Source organism: Blautia sp. 1001283B150304_161114_C9 (assembly GCF_015668165.1).
Classification (GTDB): Bacteria; Bacillota; Clostridia; order Lachnospirales; family Lachnospiraceae; genus Blautia_A; species Blautia_A wexlerae.
Genome location: NZ_JADPGO010000006.1, coordinates 46,126 through 71,718 on the forward strand (window position 1 = coordinate 46,126; position 25,593 = coordinate 71,718).

Annotated in this window: 23 protein-coding genes and 2 pseudogenes; 6 read left to right on the forward strand and 19 right to left on the reverse strand. The window is 45.9% G+C overall.

The features are described 5' to 3' along the window. Positions 1-233: 233 nt before the first annotated feature. Both I4V44_RS04660 and I4V44_RS04665 read left to right on the forward strand, forming a co-directional pair. Positions 234-2,474 carry a leucine-rich repeat domain-containing protein gene (locus tag I4V44_RS04660; RefSeq protein ID WP_196002406.1) on the forward strand — a complete coding sequence of 747 codons (2,241 nt, stop codon included), beginning with the start codon at positions 234-236 and terminating at the stop codon, positions 2,472-2,474. A gap of 55 nt (positions 2,475-2,529) precedes the next feature. Continuing rightward, positions 2,530-3,345, forward strand: coding sequence for a hypothetical protein (locus I4V44_RS04665; RefSeq protein ID WP_243280209.1), 816 nt, complete (start codon positions 2,530-2,532; stop codon positions 3,343-3,345). A gap of 64 nt (positions 3,346-3,409) precedes the next feature. Here I4V44_RS04665 and I4V44_RS04670 read toward each other — a convergent pair whose 3' ends face one another. The 11 genes and pseudogenes from I4V44_RS04670 to I4V44_RS04720 all read right to left on the reverse strand — a co-directional run. Then, complete coding sequence (locus I4V44_RS04670) at positions 3,410-4,114, reverse strand: response regulator (protein WP_019161280.1); 705 nt, start codon at positions 4,112-4,114, stop codon at positions 3,410-3,412. Beyond that, positions 4,107-5,672, reverse strand: coding sequence for an ATP-binding protein (locus I4V44_RS04675; RefSeq protein ID WP_196002407.1), 1,566 nt, complete (start codon positions 5,670-5,672; stop codon positions 4,107-4,109). Before I4V44_RS04675 ends, I4V44_RS04670 begins: the two co-directional genes overlap by 8 nt. A 72-nt stretch (positions 5,673-5,744) precedes the next feature. Further along, positions 5,745-6,392 carry a potassium channel family protein gene (locus tag I4V44_RS04680; protein WP_196002408.1) on the reverse strand — a complete coding sequence of 216 codons (648 nt, stop codon included), beginning with the start codon at positions 6,390-6,392 and terminating at the stop codon, positions 5,745-5,747. Positions 6,393-6,411: 19 nt separating this feature from the next. Then, positions 6,412-7,749 (reverse strand): TrkH family potassium uptake protein, encoded by a 1,338-nt coding sequence (locus tag I4V44_RS04685; protein ID WP_196002409.1) that lies wholly within the window; start codon positions 7,747-7,749, stop codon positions 6,412-6,414. 213 nt (positions 7,750-7,962) lie between these two features. Next, positions 7,963-8,175, reverse strand: a complete 213-nt coding sequence (locus tag I4V44_RS04690) for a hypothetical protein (protein WP_196002410.1) — start codon at positions 8,173-8,175, stop codon at positions 7,963-7,965. Further along, entirely contained in the window at positions 8,172-8,489 is a 318-nt protein-coding gene (locus tag I4V44_RS04695) for a DUF3990 domain-containing protein (RefSeq protein ID WP_271724870.1), read from the reverse strand. Before I4V44_RS04695 ends, I4V44_RS04690 begins: the two co-directional genes overlap by 4 nt. Beyond that, positions 8,482-8,706, reverse strand: a complete 225-nt coding sequence (locus tag I4V44_RS04700) for a DUF3791 domain-containing protein (protein ID WP_173682840.1) — start codon at positions 8,704-8,706, stop codon at positions 8,482-8,484. Before I4V44_RS04700 ends, I4V44_RS04695 begins: the two co-directional genes overlap by 8 nt. A 241-nt stretch (positions 8,707-8,947) precedes the next feature. Then, positions 8,948-9,391, reverse strand: a complete 444-nt coding sequence (locus tag I4V44_RS04705; RefSeq protein WP_006426341.1) for a hypothetical protein — start codon at positions 9,389-9,391, stop codon at positions 8,948-8,950. Further along, positions 9,378-9,593: a helix-turn-helix transcriptional regulator gene (locus I4V44_RS04710; RefSeq protein WP_019161272.1), complete on the reverse strand. Its 216-nt coding sequence runs from the start codon at positions 9,591-9,593 to the stop codon at positions 9,378-9,380. Before I4V44_RS04710 ends, I4V44_RS04705 begins: the two co-directional genes overlap by 14 nt. Positions 9,594-9,758: 165 nt before the next feature. After that, on the reverse strand, positions 9,759-10,103 hold the full coding sequence (locus I4V44_RS04715; protein WP_196002411.1) for a TnpV protein: 345 nt from the start codon (positions 10,101-10,103) through the stop codon (positions 9,759-9,761). Then, a pseudogene (locus I4V44_RS04720) lies at positions 10,100-10,888 on the reverse strand (DUF4368 domain-containing protein); the annotation flags it as partial. The pseudogene I4V44_RS04720 and the gene I4V44_RS04715, both read right to left, overlap by 4 nt. Before the next feature lie 378 nt (positions 10,889-11,266). Between I4V44_RS04720 and I4V44_RS04725 the strand changes: the two are divergent. Both I4V44_RS04725 and I4V44_RS04730 read left to right on the forward strand, forming a co-directional pair. Continuing rightward, positions 11,267-11,473 carry a glycosyltransferase gene (locus tag I4V44_RS04725; protein WP_271724872.1) on the forward strand — a complete coding sequence of 69 codons (207 nt, stop codon included), beginning with the start codon at positions 11,267-11,269 and terminating at the stop codon, positions 11,471-11,473. Next, the gene (locus I4V44_RS04730) at positions 11,470-16,929 is read left to right on the forward strand and encodes an InlB B-repeat-containing protein (protein ID WP_196002412.1); all 5,460 of its coding nucleotides are present in this window, start codon (positions 11,470-11,472) and stop codon (positions 16,927-16,929) included. The genes I4V44_RS04725 and I4V44_RS04730 overlap by 4 nt, the downstream gene beginning before the upstream one ends. 601 nt (positions 16,930-17,530) lie before the next feature. On the opposite strand, the gene I4V44_RS04735 is transcribed toward I4V44_RS04730, so the two are convergent. The 6 genes from I4V44_RS04735 to I4V44_RS18115 all read right to left on the reverse strand — a co-directional run bounded on the left by I4V44_RS04735 (position 17,531) and on the right by I4V44_RS18115 (position 21,585). Then, on the reverse strand, positions 17,531-18,559 hold the full coding sequence (locus I4V44_RS04735) for an SdpI family protein (protein ID WP_196002413.1): 1,029 nt from the start codon (positions 18,557-18,559) through the stop codon (positions 17,531-17,533). Then, the gene (locus tag I4V44_RS04740) at positions 18,543-18,848 is read right to left on the reverse strand and encodes an autorepressor SdpR family transcription factor (protein ID WP_196801867.1); all 306 of its coding nucleotides are present in this window, start codon (positions 18,846-18,848) and stop codon (positions 18,543-18,545) included. The genes I4V44_RS04735 and I4V44_RS04740 overlap by 17 nt, the downstream gene beginning before the upstream one ends. Before the next feature lie 211 nt (positions 18,849-19,059). Continuing rightward, positions 19,060-19,665, reverse strand: coding sequence for a TIGR04100 family radical SAM protein (locus tag I4V44_RS04745; protein ID WP_196002414.1), 606 nt, complete (start codon positions 19,663-19,665; stop codon positions 19,060-19,062). Positions 19,666-19,709: 44 nt separating this feature from the next. After that, positions 19,710-20,246 (reverse strand): TIGR04002 family protein, encoded by a 537-nt coding sequence (locus I4V44_RS04750; protein ID WP_008704793.1) that lies wholly within the window; start codon positions 20,244-20,246, stop codon positions 19,710-19,712. Between the two features lie 227 nt (positions 20,247-20,473). Next, positions 20,474-21,343 carry a pyridoxamine kinase gene (locus tag I4V44_RS04755; RefSeq protein ID WP_118574410.1) on the reverse strand — a complete coding sequence of 290 codons (870 nt, stop codon included), beginning with the start codon at positions 21,341-21,343 and terminating at the stop codon, positions 20,474-20,476. 86 nt (positions 21,344-21,429) lie between these two features. Then, entirely contained in the window at positions 21,430-21,585 is a 156-nt protein-coding gene (locus tag I4V44_RS18115; RefSeq protein ID WP_334297956.1) for a DUF6783 domain-containing protein, read from the reverse strand. Between I4V44_RS18115 and I4V44_RS18120 the strand changes: the two are divergent. Both I4V44_RS18120 and pdxR read left to right on the forward strand, forming a co-directional pair. Continuing rightward, positions 21,523-21,654 (forward strand): annotated as a pseudogene (locus I4V44_RS18120) (DUF6783 domain-containing protein); the annotation flags it as partial. The gene I4V44_RS18115 and the pseudogene I4V44_RS18120 overlap by 63 nt on opposite strands. Continuing rightward, a complete protein-coding gene (pdxR, locus tag I4V44_RS04760; protein WP_196002415.1) occupies positions 21,635-22,948 on the forward strand; it encodes a MocR-like pyridoxine biosynthesis transcription factor PdxR in 1,314 nt (437 codons plus the stop codon). The pseudogene I4V44_RS18120 and the gene pdxR, both read left to right, overlap by 20 nt. A gap of 199 nt (positions 22,949-23,147) precedes the next feature. Here the strand turns inward: pdxR and I4V44_RS04765 are convergent, their stop codons facing one another. Both I4V44_RS04765 and I4V44_RS04770 read right to left on the reverse strand, forming a co-directional pair. After that, entirely contained in the window at positions 23,148-23,792 is a 645-nt protein-coding gene (locus tag I4V44_RS04765; RefSeq protein WP_118758894.1) for a precorrin-8X methylmutase, read from the reverse strand. 187 nt (positions 23,793-23,979) lie between these two features. Further along, positions 23,980-25,488 carry a cobyric acid synthase gene (locus I4V44_RS04770; RefSeq protein ID WP_196002416.1) on the reverse strand — a complete coding sequence of 503 codons (1,509 nt, stop codon included), beginning with the start codon at positions 25,486-25,488 and terminating at the stop codon, positions 23,980-23,982. Positions 25,489-25,593: the final 105 nt, after the last annotated feature.

The following is a 25,593-nucleotide window of genomic DNA, read 5'->3' on the forward strand; positions in this document are numbered from 1 at the left end:
TGTTTTTCCATCGTCCTTTACATACCTTCTTATTGTTTATCCGTCTTATTACTGTTTATAATAGCATGAATCCTACTGTAATTCCAGAAAATAATGTAACCTGTTACTATCGCAAGTGACAGTGGCAAACGAAGTAAAATGGTATAATATAGATATAGATAGAATACGTATGTAAACGAATTTCCCGGGATAATGAAATGCATATGGGTCCCGAACAAGAAAGGAGGGTTTCTATGAACAGAAAGTGCAAAAAGACAGGGATTTTTATAGGTCTTACTATGGCAGTTGCAGGTATGACTGCCTGCGGTGAAACTGAACCGGAAGAAACACCGGTGGTGAAAGAAGAAACTGCGAAACCAACAGAAACACCGGCACCAACTTCAACGCCGACTCCCACACCGACCCCGATTCCTGAATATGTAGATTATGATTATGAGGAAGCCGGAGTTACCATTCAGATTCCAGGTATGTTGTGGGATATCAAACCGGAGAAAACAGATTCAGGTCTTATATTTACAGATCCTGATGAAAAATGGCTTATTCGTTTCTATCCGCTTACCTATGACAGGAAAATTCGTGTATATGATAATCTGACAAATGTTTTTGGAGAAGATGGCTCGAAAGTAAAAGATAAAAATTTAAGCTCCGTTTCCATTGAAGAAGGGGACTATGGAAATTCAGGTTATAAGTACAAACGTTATACATGGGCTTTTGATGTAGAAAAAGCAAGCGCATATGAATCATTTATTACGGCGTACCCCCATATTGTTGAAATTATCAATTATGACCAGACTGCGATTGAGGGGTATAATGCAATTCTGGTGGAAGTTACAACACCGGAGGGACTGGATGAGGCCGGTTCTTTAGATCGAGAACAGTTTTATGCGTATACTTCGCTGAAAGAATCATTATCCAGAGATATTCAGGATCAAACTGCAACTCGCGAAAAATATCCGGATGTTTCGGATATTGACACCAAAGAGACACGCCGCTTTGTAGAGAATCTGACATTTGCAGAAGGCGGCTCTACCATTGCAGCTTCTATTGACGGAGTTGAACTGGAAATTCCTGCATTTTGGGAAATAATTCCTACGTCTGCTGAGCAACATCTTCTGGTATCTTTTAACAGAGGTACGGAGGAGAAAGGATCTCTTGCAATCCATCCGGCTACTATGAATGGATATGATCCCGTTTATAATGCATTACTTGGCTGTGGACGTGGTGCAGGTGTGGACCGGGATGACCAGGAAGAGATTCAGGCGCGGTTTAAAGCTGCAGAAGCAGATGGTCTGGTAAAAGAATTCAAGGCAGGAAAAACTGTTTTCTACGGTGCATATTCACCAGTATCACATAAACTTTCTTTCAATACCCTGTTTACCAAAGAGCATTGTCTGTGTATAGAGCTTTACTTTTTAAAAGAACTGTCAAAAGAAGAACTGTGGGATTATGCCCAGGGCGAGAATTTTCAGACCGTACTGAATTCTATGAAAATTGATGTAAATATTCCAACGGAAGAAGAAATACAAATAGATAGGTCGTTTGATATTAGTAACGATGGTGTTCTGAAGAAATACAAAGGAACTGATCCGGAAGTGATCATATCAGATGTGATCAAGGGAATAGAAGTTAAAGAAATCGGCGAATATGCATTTTACAATTGTGCTGATGTTAAGAAAGTAGTTATTTCATCAGCAGTAGAACGGATCGATAAAGGCGCATTCGCAAATTGTGCAGCACTTGAAGAAGTTACCCTGCCATCCACATTAAAATATCTGGGGGATTATGCATTTGAAGATTGTTCTTCTCTTACGAAAGTAGAGTTACCTGACGGTCTTGAGAAAGTTGGTGTTGAATCATTCAGTAAGACATCAATTGAAAAACTGACAGTTCCGGGAAGCATGAAAGTTATTGGTACGAACGTTTTTGGTGATATGATGAATTTACATGAGATCCATATAGAAGAAGGCGTAGAAGAAATTGAGGAAAGAGCATTTCAAGGTGCCGGTTCAAGAGATACTTATAATGCGCCGGAGCATTGGGTTTTCATGGACAAAGAAATGGCTGCCAGATATGCAGATCACATCATCGATCCAGCCGTTCATACTGAAATACCATGGTGGATTAATATTTATCTGCCGTCTACGATAAAGAAAATTGGAGACGCCATTTTGGCAGGCAGCAGAGTGGAGGGCATTTATATGGAATCCTTTGATTCTGTGGAATCTCTTCCTGAGTTTTACGTTGGTGAAGAAATATATGAAACTACCTTCGGAGGAATTGAATATCTTTCGCAAATTTATTTTACAAAGGATACCATTGATAAATGTGGAAAGGAATTAGACGAATTCTTTATGTCCCTTCCATTTGGAGAGGACTGGGCATGGTATTATGAAGGCAACGATATCTACTGGATAGATGAGTCTGCAAGAGATTTTATGACACCTGAAGATCTGAAAACGGTTTTCGGTGAATAACGGATATGCTCCCATGAGATTTTGTTTTTTATAAAAAGGGAAGGTGATGAAATTTATGAAGATATTGAAGAAAGCAGGAGGGATTCTCCTTGTAATAATCGGAATATTCTTTTTTGTATCTGCTTTAAAGATGATCTTTGTGGATAACCCCAAAACAAAAGCAGCTCTGAAAGACGCAGTTTACGTTGATGCAGCAGATACGATCGACCCGGAAAACGATGGAAAAACCGTCATTGTATGCGGCACATTTGAGCTGACTGAACCGGCACATGATGATGAGCTTGGACTGGACTTTGACAGCATCCGCATTTCAAGTTCAAAACAGACAATGAAATTAACAAAATCTTCTTCCAAAAAGAAGGAGGCAATGACTGACGACGAAAAGAAATATGGCGTTCTGGAATGGAATTCATCTTTCAGCAGCATGCCGGTATCAGGCCAGGGGAAAATTGGAAATTATGCACTTTCGCAGGATTTTATTGATGATATTATGCTGACCAAAACCTGGGAAGATTACGACAAGGCAGCATTATCATCTGCCGGTTATACATATGTACCGGATAACACCTATACCCAGAAGCATTTTATAGAACCATCGAACCAGACGACACGTTCACATAAAGAATATGATGTTCGTTATTATTATTCTGCTGCTGATTTCGAAACAGGGCAAACCGTAACTGCTATCGGCATACAGGACGGACAGACTCTCAAATCCGCACCCGGAATCACAGAGAATCTGATGAAAAATAAACTTGACCGCGATGAAGCGATCAAACAGGGCAGTATCCCAGGTATAGGAGCCCAGATCTTTTCAGTTGTTTCCTCATTGCTGTTAATATTGGGAGGGTTCCTTCTTATTATATTATGAGAAATAAATCTATAGCAATCCTCTTAAATGCATTATTTACGAGGATTGCTATAAAAATAAGACATTACTTCTCAATTCTAAGCATGCGATATCCAATGCCAATATGTGTCTGGATGTATTGCACTCCATTTTTCTCAGGCTCCAGTTTTTTTCGCAATGTTGCCATAAAAACTCTAAGAGAAGCAACGTCATTATCCGAACATCGTCCCCAAATCTGCTGGGTAATATAGGTATGTGTCAATACCTTCCCCACATTGCGGGACAAAAGACAGAGCAGCTTATATTCTATAGGTGTCAGATGCAATTCCTCTCCCTTCAGATATGTACAACCTGCCGTATAGTCTATCTTTAATCCACCATTCTCAAAAACAGAGCTTTCTATCTGCTCTCCGCTCTGCATAACCGCAAGTCTCCTCTGGGTGACACGGATACGCGCAAGTAATTCCTCAACAGAGAACGGTTTCGTAATATAATCATCCGCTCCTGCATCCAGCGCCTCTATTTTATCTGTGTCCTCACTTCTGGCGCTGATCACAATAATCGGCATATTCGACCAGGTACGGATTTTTTTTATCACTTCTACCCCTTCCATATCAGGAAGCCCCAGATCCAGAAGAACAATATCCGGATTGTGGGACGAAGCTTCCAGAATGGCTGAAGATCCGTTTTCTGCAGCCAGATATTTATAGTCATGTGTTTTTAATGTAGTAACGATCAGATTGCGTATGGGTCTGTCATCCTCAACCACCAGAATTAATGTTTTATTCATTTAATATCACCTCGCTTAAGGGTAAAGTAAAAGTAAAATTGCATCCATGAGGATCATGATCTGTCAAAACCAGGGTTCCTTCATGTGCTTCTATAATAGAGTGGCAAAGAGCCAGTCCAAGTCCCAGACTTCGGTGACTATCCGCAACTGTTGTTTTCCCTGTATAAAACATCTCAAAAATATGTGTCTTCATTTCTTCCGGAATTCCCGGGCCATTATCTTCCACACTTATCTGCGCTTTTCCATCTGTTTTCGTTCCCCGAATAAAGATCACAGAACCCGGCGGTGTATATTTTATTGCATTGTCAACTAAATTTACCAGAACCTGCATAATAAGACGTACATCCATACGTGCAAGAACAAGTTCTTCGCAGTCTGTCACAATTTTATAATCATCATGTTTCCGGCTGATATGCCGCAGGGATTCTGCAATCACCTCATCCAGAAGCTGGTCTGTAAATTTAAATTTCAGTCTTCCGTCATTCAGTCTGGTAATGGAAAGCAGATTCTCCACAACTCCGATCAGCCATTCAGAATCATCATAGATATCGCTATAAATCTGATGTTTTGTAGCTTCGTCCAGACGGTCGCTATTGCCAAGCAGCATATCTGCATTACCGGAAATGGAGCAAAGCGGCGTACGAAGATCATGCGAAATCGCCCGAAGAAGATCTGCCCGCAACTGTTCATTTTTGGCCATAACTGCATTTTTTTCTTTTTCTAATGCATTTTTTGCATTTTCCATTGCAAGCGCACATTCATTTATTACAGACAACAGGATGCTGTATTCAAAAGAGTCCAGTGTTTCTTTTTGCAATGGTATCCCGATCACACCGTAAACATTATCCCCGCTCCGGATTGCCAGATATAAACATTTAGCCTGAGGAAAATGGTGTGTGGACGCACCGGCATGCTGCCTGTTTTCACAGACCCATCTGGCTATCTGCTGCTCTTCTGGTATCAAAAAATCTTCTGTGTCCTCTTTTTCTCCGGAAAAAAGCTTTCCCTCTGATAAAGTTCCATCTTCTACTACATATGCTGTAATATTGCGGTTTAATAAACGGAGAAGCTGTGTACAGGTGACATCAAGAATCTCTGTTTCTCCTTTTGCCTTTTGCAGCAGACGGTCTGTATCGAACAGAATCTGTGTACGAAAGGCAAGCTGTGTAGACAGCTTTGCATGTGTTTTCAGCTTTGCTGCAAGTGCTCCCGTAAGTACGGATGAAATAAGCATTATGAAAAATGTCACCGGATAACCCACCGCATAGGTTTTGAAAGACATCCTTGGTTCTGTCAGAAAAAAACAAAATAAAAATACACTTAAGAAAGAGCCTGCCACACTGCAAAGATAGCCATCTGTCACAATCGAAGTAAGCAAAACCCCCAGAATATATATGGTTACAATATTCGTATCCGTAAAATTCAGTTTCTGAAACAACAGACCAATTAAAGTGCATACCACAAATATAAATACCGTCAGAAAATAATCCTTTGCAGACGGTTTTTCCATAGACCATGTAAATGACCGTTTCTGATGATTCACATTTTTTAAACTCATCCTGTCCCCCACCTTTTTTACTGTTTTGAAAATTATATCATGGGGCTGTGTTGTGGTCAAAAGTCTTTTTTACTATATGCGGAAGCACTTCTGAAGAGCTCTGTATTCTCCCAGCACCAGTAATTTACTATTCTCTTCCAAATACGTATCCGGAGAAATTGCAATATTAAATTCTCCTTCATTTTTTACTGCCAGAATATTAATATTGTAACGCTTTCTGATATCCAGTCCGCCTACAGTTTTTCCAGTCCATTCCTCCGGCACTTCTACCTCAAAAATCGCATGGGAAGCATCCACCTCCATATAATCAAGGATATGATCATCTGTGTAACGGATAGATGCCCATTTTGCAACCTGCTTTTCCGGATAAACCACCTTATCTGCACCATTACGTAAGAGAAATTTTTCCTGGACATCACGTTCAGCTCTGGATATTACCAGTTTTGCTCCCAGTTCTTTCAGAAGGGAAGTGGTCTCAAGAGAATTCTGAAAGCTTCCTCCAATAGTCACAAAACAGATATCGTAGTTTCCAATTCCAAGGGATTGTAAAAATTCAGCATTGGTACTGTCCCCAATCTGGGCGTTAGTCACAAACGGAAGCACTTTGTCCACCCTTTCTTCATTCCAGTCAACTGCCATAATTTCATGCCCAAGCTGACTCAGCTGCATGGCAATATGTCTTCCAAATCTTCCAAGTCCAATAATCAATACATTCTTCATGATATTACTTTTCTCCTTCTCATCCAACTGTGATTTTCTCCAGAGGAAGCTTTGCATTTCCCTTATTTCTTCCTGAGAATACTGCATAAATCAGGGTCAGGCCGCCTACGCGTCCCAGATACATCAGTATGATCAGCACAACTTGTGAAAAAACATGAAGTCCCGGTGTGACTCCCAAGGTCAGACCTACCGTGCCCACAGCTGAAGCTGCTTCATACAGACAATTCAAAAGGGGAAGACCTTCGTATACGCTGATTGCAACACCTCCACAAAAGAATAATGTAAAATAGAGCATAGCTATTGTGGCTGCATTTTTTATCACATGATACTCCAGTCTCCGTCCAAAAGCCCCTGCATTTTCCTGACTGCGAAAGGTTGCAATTGCATTTAAAATCAGTACCGTAAAAGTAGTTGTTTTCATTCCTCCTGCTGTAGAACCCGGCGAACCACCGATCAACATTAACAGTATCATAACCGCTTTTGATGCCTCGCTCATCTCTGAAATATCTATGGTATTAAAGCCGGCAGTTCTTGTAGTTACCGATTGAAACATGGCAGCTAACAGGCGTTCTCCCGCAGGCAGGTTTTTCAGATCACAGGCAAAGAAAAAAAATGCCGGAAAAACAATCAGGCATACAGTAGTCATGAGAATAATCTTGCTTTGCATGCGGTAACGTTTAAAATTCATTTTATTCCTATAAATATCATCCCAGGTAAGAAAACCAATTCCTCCTGTAATGATCAGCAGCATAATTACCACATTTATAAGGATATTTCCGGAATAGCCCGTCAGAGACGGAAAGGCATTATCTGCTGTTCCCAGAATGTCAAATCCTGCATTACAAAAAGCAGAAACAGAATGAAAGGCTGCCATCCAGATTCCCTTTAAGCCATAATCCGATACAAAAACCGGCAGCAATAACATAGCTCCTGCTGCTTCAATCAAAAGAGTCCCCTTTAAAATGAACCTTGTCAGTCTGACAATTCCTCCAACTTTAGGTGCTGAAATTGCATCCTGCATTGTACTTCTTTGCATGAGAGATATTTTTTTCCCTGAAAGAAGCGAAACCGCTGCCGCTACGGTTACTACTCCAAGTCCACCTATTTGTATAAGCGCAAGAATAACTGTCTGTCCGAACACAGACCAGTAACTTCCGCTGTCCTTTACTACAAGTCCTGTAACGCATACTGCCGAAGTGGCTGTAAAAAGTGCCTCATGAAATGGCGTCGGCACTTTCTCCAAAGAAGAAACCGGAAGCATCAGCAAAATGCTTCCCAAAAGGATCACACCTGCAAATCCCAGAATAATCAGCTGAAAAGACGTCAGGTGTTTTTTCTTACACATTTTTTCCGGCATAAATGATCATAACTCCTTACTAATGATTCTATAGCAATATCTTCATAATGCGTTTTATTATATACAATTGCTTTCAAAGATAGTATAAAAGTCTATGATTCCGTATTAAGATTGTATAAAGACAGTCAGCACTTTTACAAATAGCGTTTCAGCATATACTATAATCTTATAACTATTGATTTCTCAACAAAGACAGACGGATATACATTCATCTCAAATCTGATATCCGGATTTCTTTAACTCTTCCCTATACAATTCAGCTATATATGCCGGACCATTGCACCACAGCTTTGTTTTTTCATCATACAGTGCTTTTCCTGTCTTTGAACATAGAAAATCTGTCAACATCTCTTTTCTGTCCTTGCCCGTTTCTTCTGCAATCTCATCTGTCACCATAGTGATAAGAAGGTCAATTGTATAATTCATTTTTTCTTTCGATGAGCTGCAATGCAATGTAACCAGTCTACATCTGCATTTTCAAAAATAAGCGTTTCAAGATTTCCTGAAAATTTGAATTCAAAAGTCGAAATATATCCGAACTTCTGTCCCTCTTCAATTGTTCCTATTGCAATTGCTTTGGCTATTGAGGTTCTCAGAAAACTTTCTGCCTGCTCCTTGGATTTAGTTAAATAGAATCCCTGCCCAAAATCTTTTCTCTTTGCACATTTGGCAAGATCTGGCTCTTTTACTTCACAATAACTTCCATGATAGAGAACAAATTCATCTTTTAACTCAAGCACTAATCTCTATTCCCTTTCTTTGCAAAAATTCAGTAATATCTTCAAGCACAGCTTCATCGACTTCACAATGAAAAATCCCATAACATTTTTCTATATATCCAAGAACATCGGCTTCTTTAAACAAGTGGATAATCTGTTCAACAGGTAAATGCCACTCTTCTGAAGCAAGCCGGATTAATCTTGTTTGCATGAAAGTAATCTCTGTTTTCTCACTCATTATGAATCCTCCAAATTTATAACTTTATATGTCTGTATCTGAAATATTCAGTTACAAACTTTATTGGGATAGGCACCTGTGCCGCAAGGGGAAATAACCCCTTGTACGAAACCTCTGATTTCGCTGTATTTCCCATTTTGAGATTTTTCAAAACTGGGAATGGCACCGCAGGTCGCACGATACAGGTAGATGGAATTGCCTGTATAGAAGTGCGCCCTTTAGTTCCTAAAGGGATTTTTCCTTAATACTTTTTCATCAGCTTATTAAAAATGACAATTCCTGCGATAACTTGAAACAGTAAATATCCGCTGAGATAGAGTACAATCATGCGAGCATTATCAATGACTTCCAATGCTCCGAGAATACCGAAAACCAAAATGGAGAAACAAACAACCAGCAGTCCTAAGCTGTAAGTATATCTTCCGGCTCTATCTCTGATTTTTGTTTTCAACTCGTCATGCTGTTCAATTCGTTCGTTCTCCAAACGCTCTTCGTATCGCTCTTTATTTTTGGGGGAACTCCAATAAAAATATTTGCATATCATCATAATTCCGGGGAAGATACCTGCGCCAGCAAAGCCCCATAAAATGCCCTCTAACTTTGTTTCAATCAACAGCGCAACAATCAAACAAGCCACACCGAAAAGAACATATAGTATCCCGGTTATCAAATTACTCTTTTTCATTTTCTGCACCTCTTTCATAGAAAAAGATTTCTTCAATCCGTTTGCCAAAAAAGTCTGAAATTGCAAAAGCTAATTCCAATGATGGATTATACTTTCCTGTTTCGATTGAACTAATGGTTTGTCTTGAAACACGAAGCATTTTTGCAAAATCATCTTGATTTAATCCTCGCTCCTTTCGTAACTGCTCAACTTTATTCTTCAAAAAACGCCTCCTTGTATGACAAGTTTCCTTTACAAACTTACTATAGCATGACACGCATCTCTTGTCAAGTTTCCTTTACAACATTTACTTCTTCATCATGGGAAAATTGCAATTTATTCATACAGTAAGAGCACCCAAACATTTTTCGTCCGGGCGCTCTCAGTATCAGTCATAAATCAGCTCAAACTTCACAATCTCCTCTGCCTGTGCCTTGCAAGCGTTCATCTGCCGCACCCATTCCATTTGATTTTCAGCTTTCAGTTGCTCTGTCACGCCGTTGCGCTTCGCTAACTCCGGCACTATCAGCTCCATGCGGTTTCGTGCCACTTCGTCAATCTTGGCGCAATGTTCAAAGAGCTTGTCGGATAGTACCCGCTCATTGAACAGTATCGGGCGGTGCATTTCCAGATACGCCTTGCGGAGTCTGCCGTAGTGTCCGAGGGGCTTGGTCTTGCGGATAACGATGTTCGAGATAAGATAATCACCGTTCTGTGTGTAAGCGATATTCATGCTGTTTGTACTCCTTTCATCGGCTCTCTCTGCGGCAAACTGCTGACAGGGACGAACACGCCCTTTGCAATGTCCTCTGCACGAATGGCGGCTTTCTCGGCTTCGATTTCCGCCTTTTTCCTCTCCTTGATTTTGTCCTCGTATCGCTTCTGCGCTCCGCTGGCTTTACGCTTCAAGTAGTTCTGATGAAGCCTGCCCTTGCGGTCACGCTCATGCACAAGAATTTTCTCGATAAACTCGTTGAGCATGGCAATGGTCAGCTTGTCGAAGTTCTCATACTTATCAATCAGAGCGATAAAACGGTCAGCGTCCTTTTCGTGCGTTTCATAGCTCTTGATAGCCTTTTCCAGAGCAGAGATTTCAGCGGTAAGCTCGGCTTGCTCCTTTGCGTATTGAACGTCCAGAGTGGCGTATCTGCTGTCGGACAGCTTTCCTAAAATGTTGTCCTCATAGATTTTACAGAGCAGGACTTCCAGCCCGGAAGCCCTCTGTCTGGCGGCAGCAAGGCGTGTGCGCTATTTCTTAACCTCTGTTGTCTGCTGGCTGGACTGCACTTCCTGTACCACTCGGACAAACTCGGCTCGGTCATACTTTGCATACTCGGCAATGGTTTTGAGCATTTCGGAAACAAGGGACAGTACCGCATCTTCATTGATACGGTGCTGGGTCTTGCAAAGCGTTCCGCAAGGAACTTTGATGTACTGTGAGCAGGTGTATTGAGAAATGCGCTTGCCGGTGTTGGTGCGGTGGACATACATCTTGCCGCCGCAATCGGCGCAATATATCGCCTATGCCCTGCCGGTGCTGCCGGTGGCGGTGGGAAGGTTGTCTGCTTTCCGCTTATCGCAGAAGAAATAACCGAATATCTACTCCCTGAGAGCTGCTTTTTGGCGGCTCTCAAATTTTTTGAAAAATTTTTCGTTTTGGGTGAGAGTTTTTTCGATTTTTTGTACCTATATAAGTGAAAGGGTTTTTATCACAATTCCAGACAAACCGGAAAGGGGGGTCAAACGATATGTACGATACCCGCAAGACGGGTCGCACTCGTCAAGCAGCGGGTGCGGGAAAACACCCGCCGGAGGCAGCGGCGCGAGGCAATAAGCCTCTCCGCTTTCTGCCTGATGTTATTCACGGCACTTGCCGGGGCGGCGGACGCACTTATAGTGCGGGGACAGACCGCCGCATGGGGCGTGTTCGGCACGAGGCTGCTGCGGGAGGACGCAGGCGGCTATGTGCTGGTGGCCGTCGTCTCCTTTGCCGCGGCGGCGGCGATCACCGCGCTGTGCATTCGGCTCAGGAACAGGGAAAATCAGAAAAAAGACGGGACAAACAAGCCCGCCCGATACGAACAGGAGGAGAAAAGCCAATGAAGAAACGAATACTCAGCATACTGCTCGTCTGCTGCATGGTGCTGACGCTGCTGCCGACGACCGCGTTTGCGGCGGAGGGAGAGACCGGCGCACGTGCATCGAACCCGGGCGGTCTGTGCGAACACCACCCGGAGCATGACGAGGCCTGCGGCTATACCGAAGGGACAGCGGAAATTCCCTGTTCCCATGAACACACGGAGGAATGTTATAGTCTCATAACCCGGTGCGTCCATGCGCATACGGCGGAATGCTACCCGGCGGAAAGCGTGTCGGAGAATGCCGACGGCTTATCGGAGGCCGAAAACGCAGCACCGACGGAATGCGTCCATGGGTGCACCGAGAAAAGCGGCTGCATCCTTCAAGCATCAGACTGCAAGCACGCGCATGGCAAGGATTGCGGCTACGCACCGGCTTCCATAGGGAAGTCCTGCACCTATGTATGTGAGATTTGCGGTTCCAAGGACGGAAAAACGCCAATGCCTCTGCTCGGGGCAGCCCGTCCCGCTGCCACCCAATACACCTATACGCTGCATTACGATGCCAACGGCGGCAGCGGTGCGCCGCCAAGTCAGAGCGAGACCAGCTCGGAATTATCTGTATGGATTCCCATATCAGAAAAAATTCCAACCCGTGACGGGTATACCTTCAAGGGTTGGGCGGATAGCCCGAATGAGAATCCGAAATATCTTCGCGAAGAGGGATATTATTGGAATTACCTGATGGTACATCCGTCTTTGAACGAAACCATCTACGCCATATGGGAGGTGCACAATCATAGCTGGGGCGAATGGACCTCCAACGGCAATGGAACGCACACACGCACCTGCACCACGGACAGCAGCCATACCGAAACCGGCAACTGCTCCGGCGGCAAGGCCACCAGCACGGAGAAGGCCATTTGCGAAACCTGTCATACGGCCTACGGAGAACTTTTGCAGCTCACCAAAACGGTCATCACCACCCCGCCCACGCTGCCCTCTGAGGGGTATGTCAGCGAGTGGTACTTTGATGAGGATCTCAAAGGCGGCGAAGCAATGGTCGAGGGGACGGACATCGTTGTTCCCGGCTCGTTCCGCTTCAAGCACAATTGGGGTGGCAATGTGTACCCGGGCGAAAACCGCATGGAAATCCTCTTTACCCCCGACGATGCGGAGACATACGCCACGGCGGAATGTATCGTCATCGTGACGGGGATTAAGCACACGATCACAAGCGTCACAGAGGAAGTCCTCACCGATGAGCCGTTGGGCACGGCGTTTGAGGATCTGTTGCTTCCTCCCTTCGTCGAGGTAAAGACCAACACCGGCAGGACCTTCGGTCCCATCCCCGTGACATGGGACGGCTCCACCTATGACCCGAGCGCTCGTGGCGAGCAGATCATTACCGGCGAGCTGCATGTTGAAGAGAGCTTCCACGCGGAGGAGCTGGAGCCGACAAGCATTAAGGCCATCGCCAGAATCACGCTCATTGGCGACGAGCCCATTGTGCCAACGCTGGAGCAGCCCACCTACTCCAGGCAGATATACAGCGGCGATTTTTGCCAGCTTGCCTTTTCCGACGAGTATCTTTCCGGCGGAAAAGCCACGGCAGATGGCGAAACGGTTCCCGGCGTGTTCACTCTGAACGAGGAGCAGGAATTATACGGCTACTGGCGGAGAGATGGCGGGCTTGTTCAGGTGGGACCGCTGGCGCTCAAGGTCACCTTCACACCCGATGACCTGCAGAAGTACACCACGGCGGAATGTACCGTCAACGTGGACGTCATTCCCCGCAAATTCAGGCATTCCAGCACCACATACATTGACAATAAAAAGATCGGAACAGCCTTTGAAGATCTCGGTCTGCCGAACGCGTTCTATTTCTTCGCGGCGACCGATGAACCAAACCACGAGGGAAGCGGGCTGAACGGCAATGTGCCCGGCATCATCAAGTGGGACGATTCAAACTACGACCCCAATTCTTATGAGGAGCAGACCATCTACGGCGAGGTCAACCGCGCCGAATTTGAGAAGTATTACATCGTACCCGAGGGCGCCGACCTCAGAGGCGTGATCAAGGTCACTCTGCAGGCAGACCCGGCCGAGACGGAGATCACGCAGCCGCCCGTATTCCGGTGGAAAAACGGCGATTTTACGCTGCCCGACAATACCATGTTCGTCAATCGGATCTTCGAGATGGGAGCCACAGGCGGGGGAAGCGCCAATCTTGCGGACGGCGTGGCAAGGGTCAAGGGAACGGATACCGTCGTCCCCGGCACGTTCTCCTTCAAGGAGGGTACGCCCGGATGGTTTGACGAGCTGGGCGAGAACGTTGTAACGGTGGTATTCACGCCGACTGACCAGCACGGCTACAGGACGGCGGAGACAACGATCAAGGTCAACGTCATCAAAAATACCTTCAAGCGTTGCGAGGAGCCGGATCCCATTACGGAGAAGAAACTCGGTACGACCTTTGCAGGGCTTAACCTGCCGGAAATTGTGGTCGTCGAGGCCATCGACGGTCTCAGGGTTGGCATGGAGGTTTCGTGGGAGGAATCGTCCTATGACGCGCAGTCCACGGCTTGGCAGACCATCCCCGGTACGCTGGTATTCGACGCTAACGACGAGCACAGGTATCAGCAGCCGGAGCCTGCGGTAACAGCCGCGATCCGGGTGAAGCTCCTAGGTTCGGAGGATGCGCCGGCGATTACTACCACGACGCTGCCCGGCGGCACGGTCGGCACGCCGTACCACCATCAGCTTCAGGCAACTGGGGGAGGCTTCATTCTGTGGGAGCTTTTCAGTGGCGAGCTGCCCAAGGGTCTGACGCTGAAACAAACCACCGGCGAGATCAGCGGCACGCCCACTGCGGAAGGAACCGCCCAATTTACCGTTCGAGCTCTCAACAGCGTGGGCAACGATAAGAAGGAGCTGTCTATTACGATAACCAACGCCCCCGCCGCCGAGCACACCATCACCGTCACCACAGCGGGCGGCGGAACGGCTTCTGCAAGCTCCACCTCGGCGACAGCCGGAACAGAAATCACCCTGACTGCCACGCCAAACACCGGCTATCACTTCAAGGAGTGGCAGGTCGAATCTCTGGCAGGACTTGTAATCACCAACAACAAGTTCACCATGCCGGACAGCAATGTGACGATCAAAGCTATCTTCGAGGAGGATTCACCTTTTGCACCCACCAAGCATACCGTCACCGTGAAAACGGACGGCAACGGAATAGCTTTCGCATCTCCCTTATTGGCCGTGGCTGGTACGGAGATCACCCTGACCGCCATGCCCAAAGAGGGCTACCACTTCAAGGAGTGGCAAGCCATCAGTGGCGGTGTGGCCATCGAGAACAATAAGTTCCTCATGCCGGACAGCAATGTGGAGGTCAAGGCTGTCTTCGAGAAGGACGCGCCGCCTGCACCCACCGATCCCGGCAAGCCCAGCATCAGCGTCACCGGAGCCTACACCTACAATGGCTCCGAGCATACCGCAACCGTGAGCGGTTATAATCCCGCCACAATGGACATCGCAGGCAACACCGCCACAGACGCAGGCGATTACACCGTTCGCGTCACATCCAAGACCGGCAGATGGGCGGACGGCAGCACTGGGGCCGTGACCGCAGCGTGGAGCATCGGCAAAGCCACGCAGGAAGCGCCTAACGGCTTGATCGGTGTCGCGCCCACTACCGAGGGCGGCAGCGACGGCAAGATCACCGGTGTGGATGCAACGATGGAATACCGTGCGGAGAGCGAGACTATCTACACCGCCTGCACCGGTATCGAGATTGAAAACCTGCCTGCCGGCAATTATTTCGTCCGCTATGCGGAGGATCACAACCACTTTGCCAGCCCCGATGCGGAGGTCACAGTGGGTGAGGGTACGCCGCTTGCGGATTGTACGATCACCTTCAACGCAGGCGGCGGCAGCGGCAGCATGGATTCCGTGACCGTCAATGCAGGGACAATTTACATCCTGCCCGCCTGCGGCTTCACTGCTCCCGCCGATCAGGAGTTCAAGGCTTGGGAGATCGGCGGCACGGAGTACAAGGTGGGAGATTCCTACACCGTGCTCGTGGATACCGAAATCAAGGCGCTGTGGGAAAACAGCGTTATTACCCCCACCACCTACACCGTCACCGTCAGTAATGACGGAAACGGCACGGCTTCCGCCTCTCATGCAAAGGCTGCGGCAGGCACGGAAATCACCCTGACCGCTACGCCCCAAATCGGCTACCACTTCAAGGAGTGGCAGGTCGAATCTCCAGCAGGACTTGTAATCACCACCAACAAGTTCACCATGCCGGACGGCAATGTTGATGTCAAGGCCATCTTCGAGAAGGACGCACCTCCTGCGCCCACCGAGTTCATCGTCACCTTTGACGGCAACGGCGGTACGCCCTCTGTCGGCAGCATGACCACCACCGATCGGAAGCTGACCTCTCTGCCCAGCGCCTCCCGAAGCGGCAGTTACAGTTTCTACGGCTGGTACACCGAAAAGAGCGGTGGAACAAAGATCACGACGGATACCGTATTCCATGCAAATGCCACCGTCTACGCCCACTGGACCTACACCGGCGGCGGTGGCGGCGGCTACAATCCACCCGTCACCTACTACACGCTGCGCTTTGAAACAGGCGGCGGCAGTGATATTCCCAGCGTGCAGGGAACATACAATACCTACATTGACCTGACAAAGTACGTCCCGGCCTGGCGTGGACATGCCTTTATCGGCTGGTACAGCGAACGCAGCCTGACGAACAAGGTTTCCGGTGTTTATCTGACGAAGGATATGACCGTGTATGCAGGCTGGCGCGTGGACGAAAATCCGGGCACAGGCGTGAATCCCTTTACCGATATTTCTGAAAAGGACTGGTTCTACGGCGATGTGATGTTCGTCTACGAAAACGGATTGATGCTCGGTACGAGCAAGACCCTGTTCAGTCCGCATGGGACGGCGATGCGCGGCATGATGGCGACCATTCTCTGGCGCATGGAGGGCAGCCCCGTACCGAAGGGCAAAAACAGCTTTACCGATGTGGAGGCCGGAAAGTGGTACGCTGACGCGATCACATGGACGGCGGAGAACGGCATTTTCGCGGGCTACGGCAAAGACAAGTTTGGCCCGGGCGATCCCATCACCCGCGAACAGCTTGCAGCCATCTTCTACCGCTACGCAGACTACAAGGGCTACGATCTGACCGTCAAGGGAGACCTGGACAAGTTCAAGGACGCGGACAAGATCACGGATTACGCAAAGACGGCGATGCAATGGGCGGTCGGCAGCGGCCTTGTGAATGGAAAATCCGGCAATCTGCTTGACCCGCAGGGCACGGCGACCCGCGCTGAGATCGCCGCCATGCTCCACCGCTTCATTGAGAAGTATGAGCTGGTGCAGGGCAAGGCTCCCGGCGGTCTGATGGGCTGGATCGACCCGAAGTGGCTGCAGACCGGCGACAGCAGCGTGTGAGGCTTGTGGGGGATCTCCCTCTGTACATCTCTTGCCGGATGCCTTGCGCTGACCACATGGCAGATCAGGCGGTGGCGTGAGGAAGAAGCGCTGCAAATCATCGAAAAGTAAACAGGCTCACCTTTAGGGGCGCGGGCAAATAGCCCCGCGCCCCTTTTCGGTTTCATTCGTCAGGAAAGGCGGTTGCTCTTTTGAACAACCGCCTTTCGCCATTTCTATCCGATTTGAGCAGAAAGGAAATCAGTCTATGACAAAAGAGTACGGGAGGTGTCGCTGATGTGGCTTTCCGCCGCACTTCTTCGCCGTAGGCTGCCGCTCCCCGCCGCTCTCCGTTTGGATTCGACCGCAACACCGAACAAAAACATCCAAAGAGCCGGTCGCCTCTTATAAGGAGGTCAGGATCGGCAAGACCCTCTATCGCGTGACAAGCGTGTTTTCCGGCGAAAAGGACCTTAGCAGGACGCTGGAGCAGCTTGCGGTGCGCCGCGCCATGACAGAGCTGGACGCTCCCGCGACCGCGCAGCCCTGTCACGCATCGTAACTGTACTCTTACAGCACCAGCCATACATACAAAAAGGTCTTTTTTATAATTAAACACACACTAATTCATCTGACATTTCTCTATGAGCGTATCATAGATTCTCTTTGTTTCTGAGTCATCTGCGCCATTTACCACCAATATTTTTCCGCCTATATCCATAACTACATATGAGTGGCAGGATGCATGGGTGTAGCGGATATAATCTCCATAAATATCATTTCTGAAATTTCCCATACCATACTTCAGGTTTCCCATACCATTTGTTCTGCGATCATTCCCATTTTGAAATAAATTTTCTTTGTATGAGATACTGTCAATCTGCTCATAATCTACTGTATAATCACTCCATCCCTGTGCCTCAACAGTAAAATCATTATCATGGAAACTGATATCAATACCACCCCAGAACAAAGTCCATATAGTAAATATTACGACAAAAACTGATACGATTACATATATCACGATTGTCTTCTTGTTATACTGGATTTTTAATTTTTCTCCGGCTGCCATTTTTTTCTTATAAAAAAGATAAGAATAAAGAATGCTGACAATTGCAGCAGCCATAATGCTCACAATATACAAAACCAAAGCAGCAATGCTTTCTCCAAAAAGGCCGCAAAGCATACATAAGACACCTGATGCCACCCATAATTTTCCACTGAATCTATGAGTTGCACTCCAGTTTTCTTCATCCTGCAATGTCCATACAACCCTGATTCCTATGGTGTTATTCTGTTTCACCTTTGGCAAATAATTTCCTATGATCATAAACAGTAATCCTGTTCCAAAGTAAATTACTGCCATAAACAGATTCTCACTATTCGTATCCATACTGATCAGTCTTGCCATACCATTATAGATTAACGCGGTAACAGGTATCATCCATATGACCATCCCTATAACCTTGCTGCTCTGCTGTCTGTTCCTGTTGTCATAAAAGGTGATTGTCACCAGTATACAATCTGTCACTACAAAAAACACGTTTATCCATATGCTCTGCGCCATCGTAAAACCCACCAAAATTCCTGCAAGCATTACCAGTACAGAACAGATCAATGTACCTTTATATTTTTTAATCATTTCCTTCATAATCCGATACCCCCTTTAAGTCTGTAATCCACAACATAACATCCTCCAATACAGAAGTATTTAGTTCGTAATAAATAAATTTTCCTTCCCTTTTGCTCCTGATCAGATCAGCATCCTTTAATATTGCCAGATGTCTGGATATAGACGCCCCCGTCACTGAAAAATGTTCACATATCTCTCCTGCTGAAAGCCGTCCGCCCTTTAACAAATTTAGAATCTCACGTCGTATTGGATCTGCCAGTGCTTTCAATGTATCCTGTAATCCCAATAGTTCATCACAGCCTTTCATTTAACATTTAACCTAATTGTTAAATATAATATAGTATAAGAACTTTCATATGTCAAGTGCGGTCTCCTACTGCTTATTACTTTTGCAGCCTTCGTGGAAAGGAACTTCCTTGATTCGGCAAAAAAATAAGCAGCCACGCACGGTAAGGTGCATGACTGCTGTAGTTTTCAGACAAATTCAAAAGCAAAAAACAGAAACTTTCTATTCTGTATCACGGTGAATATTTTCTCACTCTTAACGGAATCCCATTCTGAGCAGCCAGGATTTTACTCTGCTCTACTTTTTCCTCGCCGATCACATCTACAACTGTGAAGCGTACATCATCAATATACTGCTTACAGTCTCTTGCAAATTTCAGCATGGCGTCAAAGGACTTCTCGCCGTATGCAGGACGGACTACTTCATTGTAGGATGCTGCGTCCGGCATATTCAGGCTGATGGATATACTGTCTACAGCCTGACAGATTTCTTTTGCAGTCGAACGTTTGTGGATCAGATCAGATAAGCCGTTGGTATTCAGCCTGATCCGGAATGGGTATCTTTCCCTGATATATTTGCTCACTGCCATAAGACTTTCAAGAGCCATGGTCGGTTCTCCGTATCCGCAGAAAACCACTTCATTACAGTCTGAAAAATCAAACTCATCAATGGCTTTGTAAATCTCTTCCAGTGCAGGTTCATGTTCAAACCAGAGATTGGATGCCTCACCGATGGCATCCTCTGTATTTCGGATGCAGAAAGTGCATCTGCATGGACATTTATTGGTAATGTTAAAATATACCTGGTTTTTATATCTGTATATGATATCTGTTGTCATTTTATATTTTCCTCATTTTAAACTCAGTTATTTTATTTTTCGTATTATTTCGCAATATTGGTCTTAAATCCGATTTTATCAAGCGCAGTACCGATGATCACAAACATAATGGCACTTCCCCCTGACTGTACAATACTTCCGCTGACAGAAGTAAAGAAGGATGCTGTAAATCCAAACATAATTCCTTCTGCAATATAGTATCCTGTTGCTGAGATAGCGAATGCAAGGAATAATGCAACTACATTTCTCTTTGTGACCAGCTTTGTTCCTTTAGAAGAAAACGGAAGGCAGATCAGCATTTTAATGATTATGGTTGCAGGCGCCCATACAGGTGCTGTCAGAAGGTCTGCTAGGCCACCTCCGATCGCTCCTGCCGCACATGCGTAAGGTAATGGCAGAAATGCTGCTGCCAGATAGATCATAGTGTCACCCAGATGTACATATCCTCCGTTCACTCCTACCGGAATGTGGAAGATATAAGCTGTCATTAAAGTAGTCAACGCTGCCATTACCGCTGTGGCTGTGATCCTTTTCACTGTATCGGCTGTTTTAATGTTTTCTTTTGCTGTTAATTCAGACATAATATGGTCCCTCCTGTTATATATTTTACTTAACTATCCGGCATTTGGTATCTAGTACATCGAATATTAAGTAACTGCTATATTGACTTGTCTGATTTTTCATCTGCGGCGTTGTCGTCAATCGCCGTAGCCACCGCTACGCCTCATTCCTCCGCCTTGCAGATGAAGAAATCATCCTGCGTCAATATAGCAGAAACTTAATTTTCGATGTACTATGATTTCCTGTCTTATATCTGTGTCAGTATCCCCAGATATTTTTCAAAACAGACTCCGTCGTTTCTGTCAGTTCCTTCTTCCACTGCATCGTGAATAGCTCCACCCAGAAATTCAACAGCCTTCTCCACACATGCTTTCATGGGAATCCCTCTCACCATTCCCGCACTCAGTACAGATGCCAGAAGATCTCCTGTTCCAGAATAACTGCCGCCCTCTTTTACAGAAAAACACCAGTCTGCTTTTTCTTTCTCCAGAACCAGATTTCCCATTCGTGCTCTGCCGTCACTGCCGGACACCTCTACTCCTGTGATCACAATTGCTTCCAGTCCAAAACGCTGAGTCAGTTCTCTGCCAGATGTTTCTATTTCCTTAAGCAGCTGTGTTTCTTCCATATCAGAAAGTGCTTTCATCCTTTCTTTCATTCCTTCTTTTCCATACAGAAGAAGAAGTGCCTCTGTCAGGTTCGGTGTGATCACTGTAGCTTCTCTGACCAGAGTCCGCATTTTTTCACAGAGAGTCTCTGAATAGGTTTTGTATGTTTCCCCTCTGTCTCCCATAACCGGATCAACCAGGATATGTGTTCCCTCTGTGCAGAACATATCTACAAATTTCAGGATCAGATCCACCTGTCTGGCGTCTCCCAGAAATCCTGTATAAACACCATCCGGTGTAAATCCCATTTTTTTCCACTCATCCATGATCAGCTCCATCCGGTCTGTATAATCATCCCAGAAATAAGATCCGTATCCTGTCTGATTACTCAATATTGCGGTGGGTAGCGGACAAGCCTGGACTCCCATGGCGGAAATTACAGGAATCGCTGCTGTAAGAGAGCATTTTCCCAAGCCGGACAGATCATGAATTACTGCAATTTTTTTCAATTTTTTATTCCTCTTGCTTTCTTTTATGCTTTGTATTAATATAGCATCACAGTGGATATATGAATATAGCCAGATTTAATGTTTTTTTAAGGGTCAGTTTGTTTGATTCCAGAGCGTGTTTGAAAAATGCTTTTCGCAAGATGTGCGTCACAATTTACGGAAGATTTTGTCCGAATGAGGGCGTCGTAGCGGGCTACGGCAACCGAATTCGAACAAAATATACCGCAAAGTGGGGCGTACAGATTGCGGGAATGATTTTTCAAACACACTCTGAAAAGATTGGAGTTTTTTATGGAATTGATTTTAGATAAAAATAAAAAAAAGGAGCACCTGTACCTGGAGGTGTTCCACTATTACAGGGAGCTGATCATGGAGAAAAAGCTCCCGCCCGGAAGCAGGATGCCCTCCCTTCGAAAATGTTCACAGGAACTGAAGCTGAGCCGCACTACCATTGAAAATGCCTATCTGCAGCTGGCTGCGGAGGGATATATTATTTCCAAAGCCCAGAGCGGATATTATGTGACAGATATTGCTGACAGACAACATACATCTGTCAGAAAAGCCGAGAAACAGACTCAGACACCCTGCAGGTTTGATTTTGCTTCTTCAGGAGTAGATCGGGAGAGTTTCCGTTTTGACCTGTGGAGACGTTATATCAAAAGTGCCCTTCGCCAGGATGAACGATTACTGTCCTACGGAGAGCCTCAGGGAGAGGCAGATTTGAGAGATACACTTGCTGATTATGTGAGAGAACGCAGAAATGTGCTGTGTAGTGGGGAGGATATTGTGATCGGTGCAGGTATCCAGAGCCTTTTGCACATCCTCTGCCCGCTCCTTGAGCAACGTCAGACTGTTTCTTTTCCCAATCCTTCTTTTGTACAGGGAAGCACTGTATTTCATGACTATGGATTTCAGATAGATTACAGGAATAAGGACTGCGATATTATTTATGTTTCCCCTGCACATATGACAAAATGGGGTGACATTATGCCTGTTTCCAGGCGCCTGGAGCTGGTGAATTACTCTGCTTCACATGGCAGTCTGGTCATTGAAGATGATTTTGAAAATGAATTTGTGTATCTGCAGAAGCCTACCCCTTCTCTTTTTGGTCTGGCGGGCGGTCAGAATGTAGTGTATCTGGGAACCTTTTCCAGACTTCTGCTGCCTTCCATCCGTATCAGCTTTATGGTCCTTCCTCCGGAGCTTTCTGCACTGTACAGAAAAAAGGCAGACCAATATAATCAGACAGCATCAAAAGCAGAGCAGATTGCTCTGTGCCAGTTTATCCGGGATGGTCATCTGGCAGCACAGACCCGTAAGCTGAAACGTCTGTATTCTGTAAAGCTGAAAGCACTCCGCAGTGCTGTGCGGGAAGTATTTGGAAAAGATTCCCAGATCCAGACCGGAGCCGCAGGTACCAGTCTGGCCCTGACTCTGTCCACAACTCTTACCTGGCAGGAGCTTCAAAAAAAGGCACAGACCAATGGTCTGCGCCTGCAGTTTCTGAGAGAGGCTCCCGGTAAGATTACCCTGATCCTCTCCTGCTCCTCCATGCCTGTGGCAGATTTCATCCCGGCATGTGAACTGTTAAAAAATATTATTTAACTCAGCTTTCCCAGCTGAGATTTTCAAAGCCTTCCTTGATTGTCGCATCTTCCATAGAGGAAATCCAAAGCCGTTCAAACGGCTTTGTTTCCTCACTTTCGATTTTTGAATTGTGCAACAAGTTGCTGCACAATTTCACAATTCATTTCTTACTTAACAATAATACGGAGTTTACCTTCTTCTTTTGTTTTCTGGTATCTCAATACCCTCTGTTATTATCAATCATATAAAGCAATGCATTACAGATACATGCGGCAACATTGCTTCCGCCTTTTCTTCCTCTGGCTACAATATAAGGTACGTCTGCCTGCATGATCAGTTCTTTGGACTGAACCACATTTACAAAACCTACCGGCACACCGATGATCAGCTCAGGATCCAGCTTGCCCTCCTCTATCAGTTCATAGAGACGTACCAGCGCAGTGGGGGCATTTCCGATGGCAAAGATCAGCTTCTTTCCCATGGCAGCAGCCTTATCCATGCTGGCTGTAGCTCTTGTGGTTCCGTTGGCTTTGGCTGTGGCAGCTACATCCTCGTCAGAGATAAAGCAGAATACTTCTCCGCCGTAACGGGAAAGGACTCTCTTGTTGATCCCGGACTCTGCCATGTGTGTATCTGTCACAATGCAGGCACCGTCTTTGATAGCAGCAATTGCTTTCTCAACTGCATTCTCAGAGAAACAGAGATTCTCTGCATAATCAAAGTCTGCGCTTGTGTGAATACATCTTTTTACGATCAGCTCTGTTCCGGGAACCAGCTTTTTATCCCCAAGTTCCTCTGTGATGATCTCAAAGCTGCGCTTCTCTATATCCATTGGTTTTACATTTTCCAGTTCTACTTTCATTCCTTATCTCCCAAATTCCATAAATTCCCGTATACAATAGTTACATCTATCACTCATTATAGCAATCCTCTAAAATAATGCATCTTAATCCAGCCCATCAGAGTGTGAAATTCTGCTGAACTGTCTTAAATGCATTATTTACGAGGATTGCTATAGTTTATCTGGATTTTCACCATACAGTTCCGGATCAGATTCCCTGCTCCAGAATTTCGTAGATTTTCTTCATATCCAGATGTTTCCTCAGTTCTGCTGCCAGAATATCATACTGGGTTTCTTTAAATGCTGCAAAATCGATTCCTGTCATCTGAGATACATCAATCCCCTTTTTCTCACCCAGAACACGTACAACAGCCTCTGCCACATCCTCTCTGTCAAAAACTCCATGGACATAGGTTCCACAGACATTTTTACAGTATGCACCGTCTTCCTTACACCCTCCTGACACCTGATCTTCAATGGATACACTGTGTCCGGCCTCGCCTTTTAACACAGTTTCTCCCATATGGATCTCGTAACCCTCCAGTTCTGCGCCGGAAAGTGCCTGCAGTTCTCCCTCGAGTTCCAGAAATCTGCCGGAAACTCTGGTTCTGGTTTTCTTTTCCGCAAAAACAGTATCCATAGGAAGCAGTCCCATTCCCTTGATGGTTCCTCCGGCTTCCACATGATGAGGGTCACTTAAGGTCTCACCCAGCATCTGATAGCCGCCACAGATTCCAAAGATAATCTTACCCTTTGCAGCTTCCTTCAAAACTGCAGCTTCCAGACCATTAGCCCGCATCCACAGCAGATCTTCCATTGTATTTTTTGTTCCTGGAAGGATGATCATATCCGGATTTTTCAGTTCGCTGACATGCTGTACATATCTCAGGGAAACGCCCGGAATACTTTCCAGTGGATTAAAATCTGTGAAATTGGAGATCCTTGGCACCCGAATCACCGCAATATCAATAAGATCCACTTCCTGTTTTCTGTCAAATCTTTCTGTGAGGCTGTCCTCATCCTCCACCTGAATATCCAGATACGGAGCCACTCCCACTACAGGGATATGGCTTCTCTCCTCCAGCATCTGCACTCCCGGATCAAGGATGGTCTTGTCGCCGCGGAATTTGTTGATGATCAGACCCTTTACCATCTCTCTTTCATCCTCTTCCAGAAGCTCCACTGTACCGATCAGCTGTGCAAAAACACCACCTCTGTCAATATCTCCCACCAGAAGCACCGGTGCCTTTGCCATCTTTGCCATTCCCATATTTACGATATCTTCTGTTTTCAGATTGATCTCTGCCGGGCTTCCTGCTCCCTCGATCACAATGATATCATTTTCTGATGCCAGTTTATCATAGGCTTTCATAATATCCGGCACCAACTTTTTCTTATATTTAAAATAGTCTCTGGCACTCATGGTTCCCAGGACTTCTCCGTTTACGATCACCTGGGAGCCTACATCATTGGTAGGCTTCAGAAGAATGGGGTTCATCAGCACAGAAGGCTTAATTCCGGCTGCCTCCGCCTGCATCACCTGAGCTCTGCCCATCTCCAGCCCCTCTTCTGTAATAAAAGAGTTCAGTGCCATATTCTGGGATTTAAAGGGTGCCACCCTGTATCCATCCTGTTTAAAAATCCTGCAAAGCCCTGCTGCCAGAAGGCTTTTTCCTGCATTGGACATTGTCCCCTGCACCATAATTGCTTTTGCCATTTTTTGTTTCCCCTTTTCTCCTGATCAAGCGGATATTCGCAATCCGCTTCGCTACTTGCTCATAACCGAATAACTGCTCCGCAGTTTATCAGAAGGAGCTTGCAC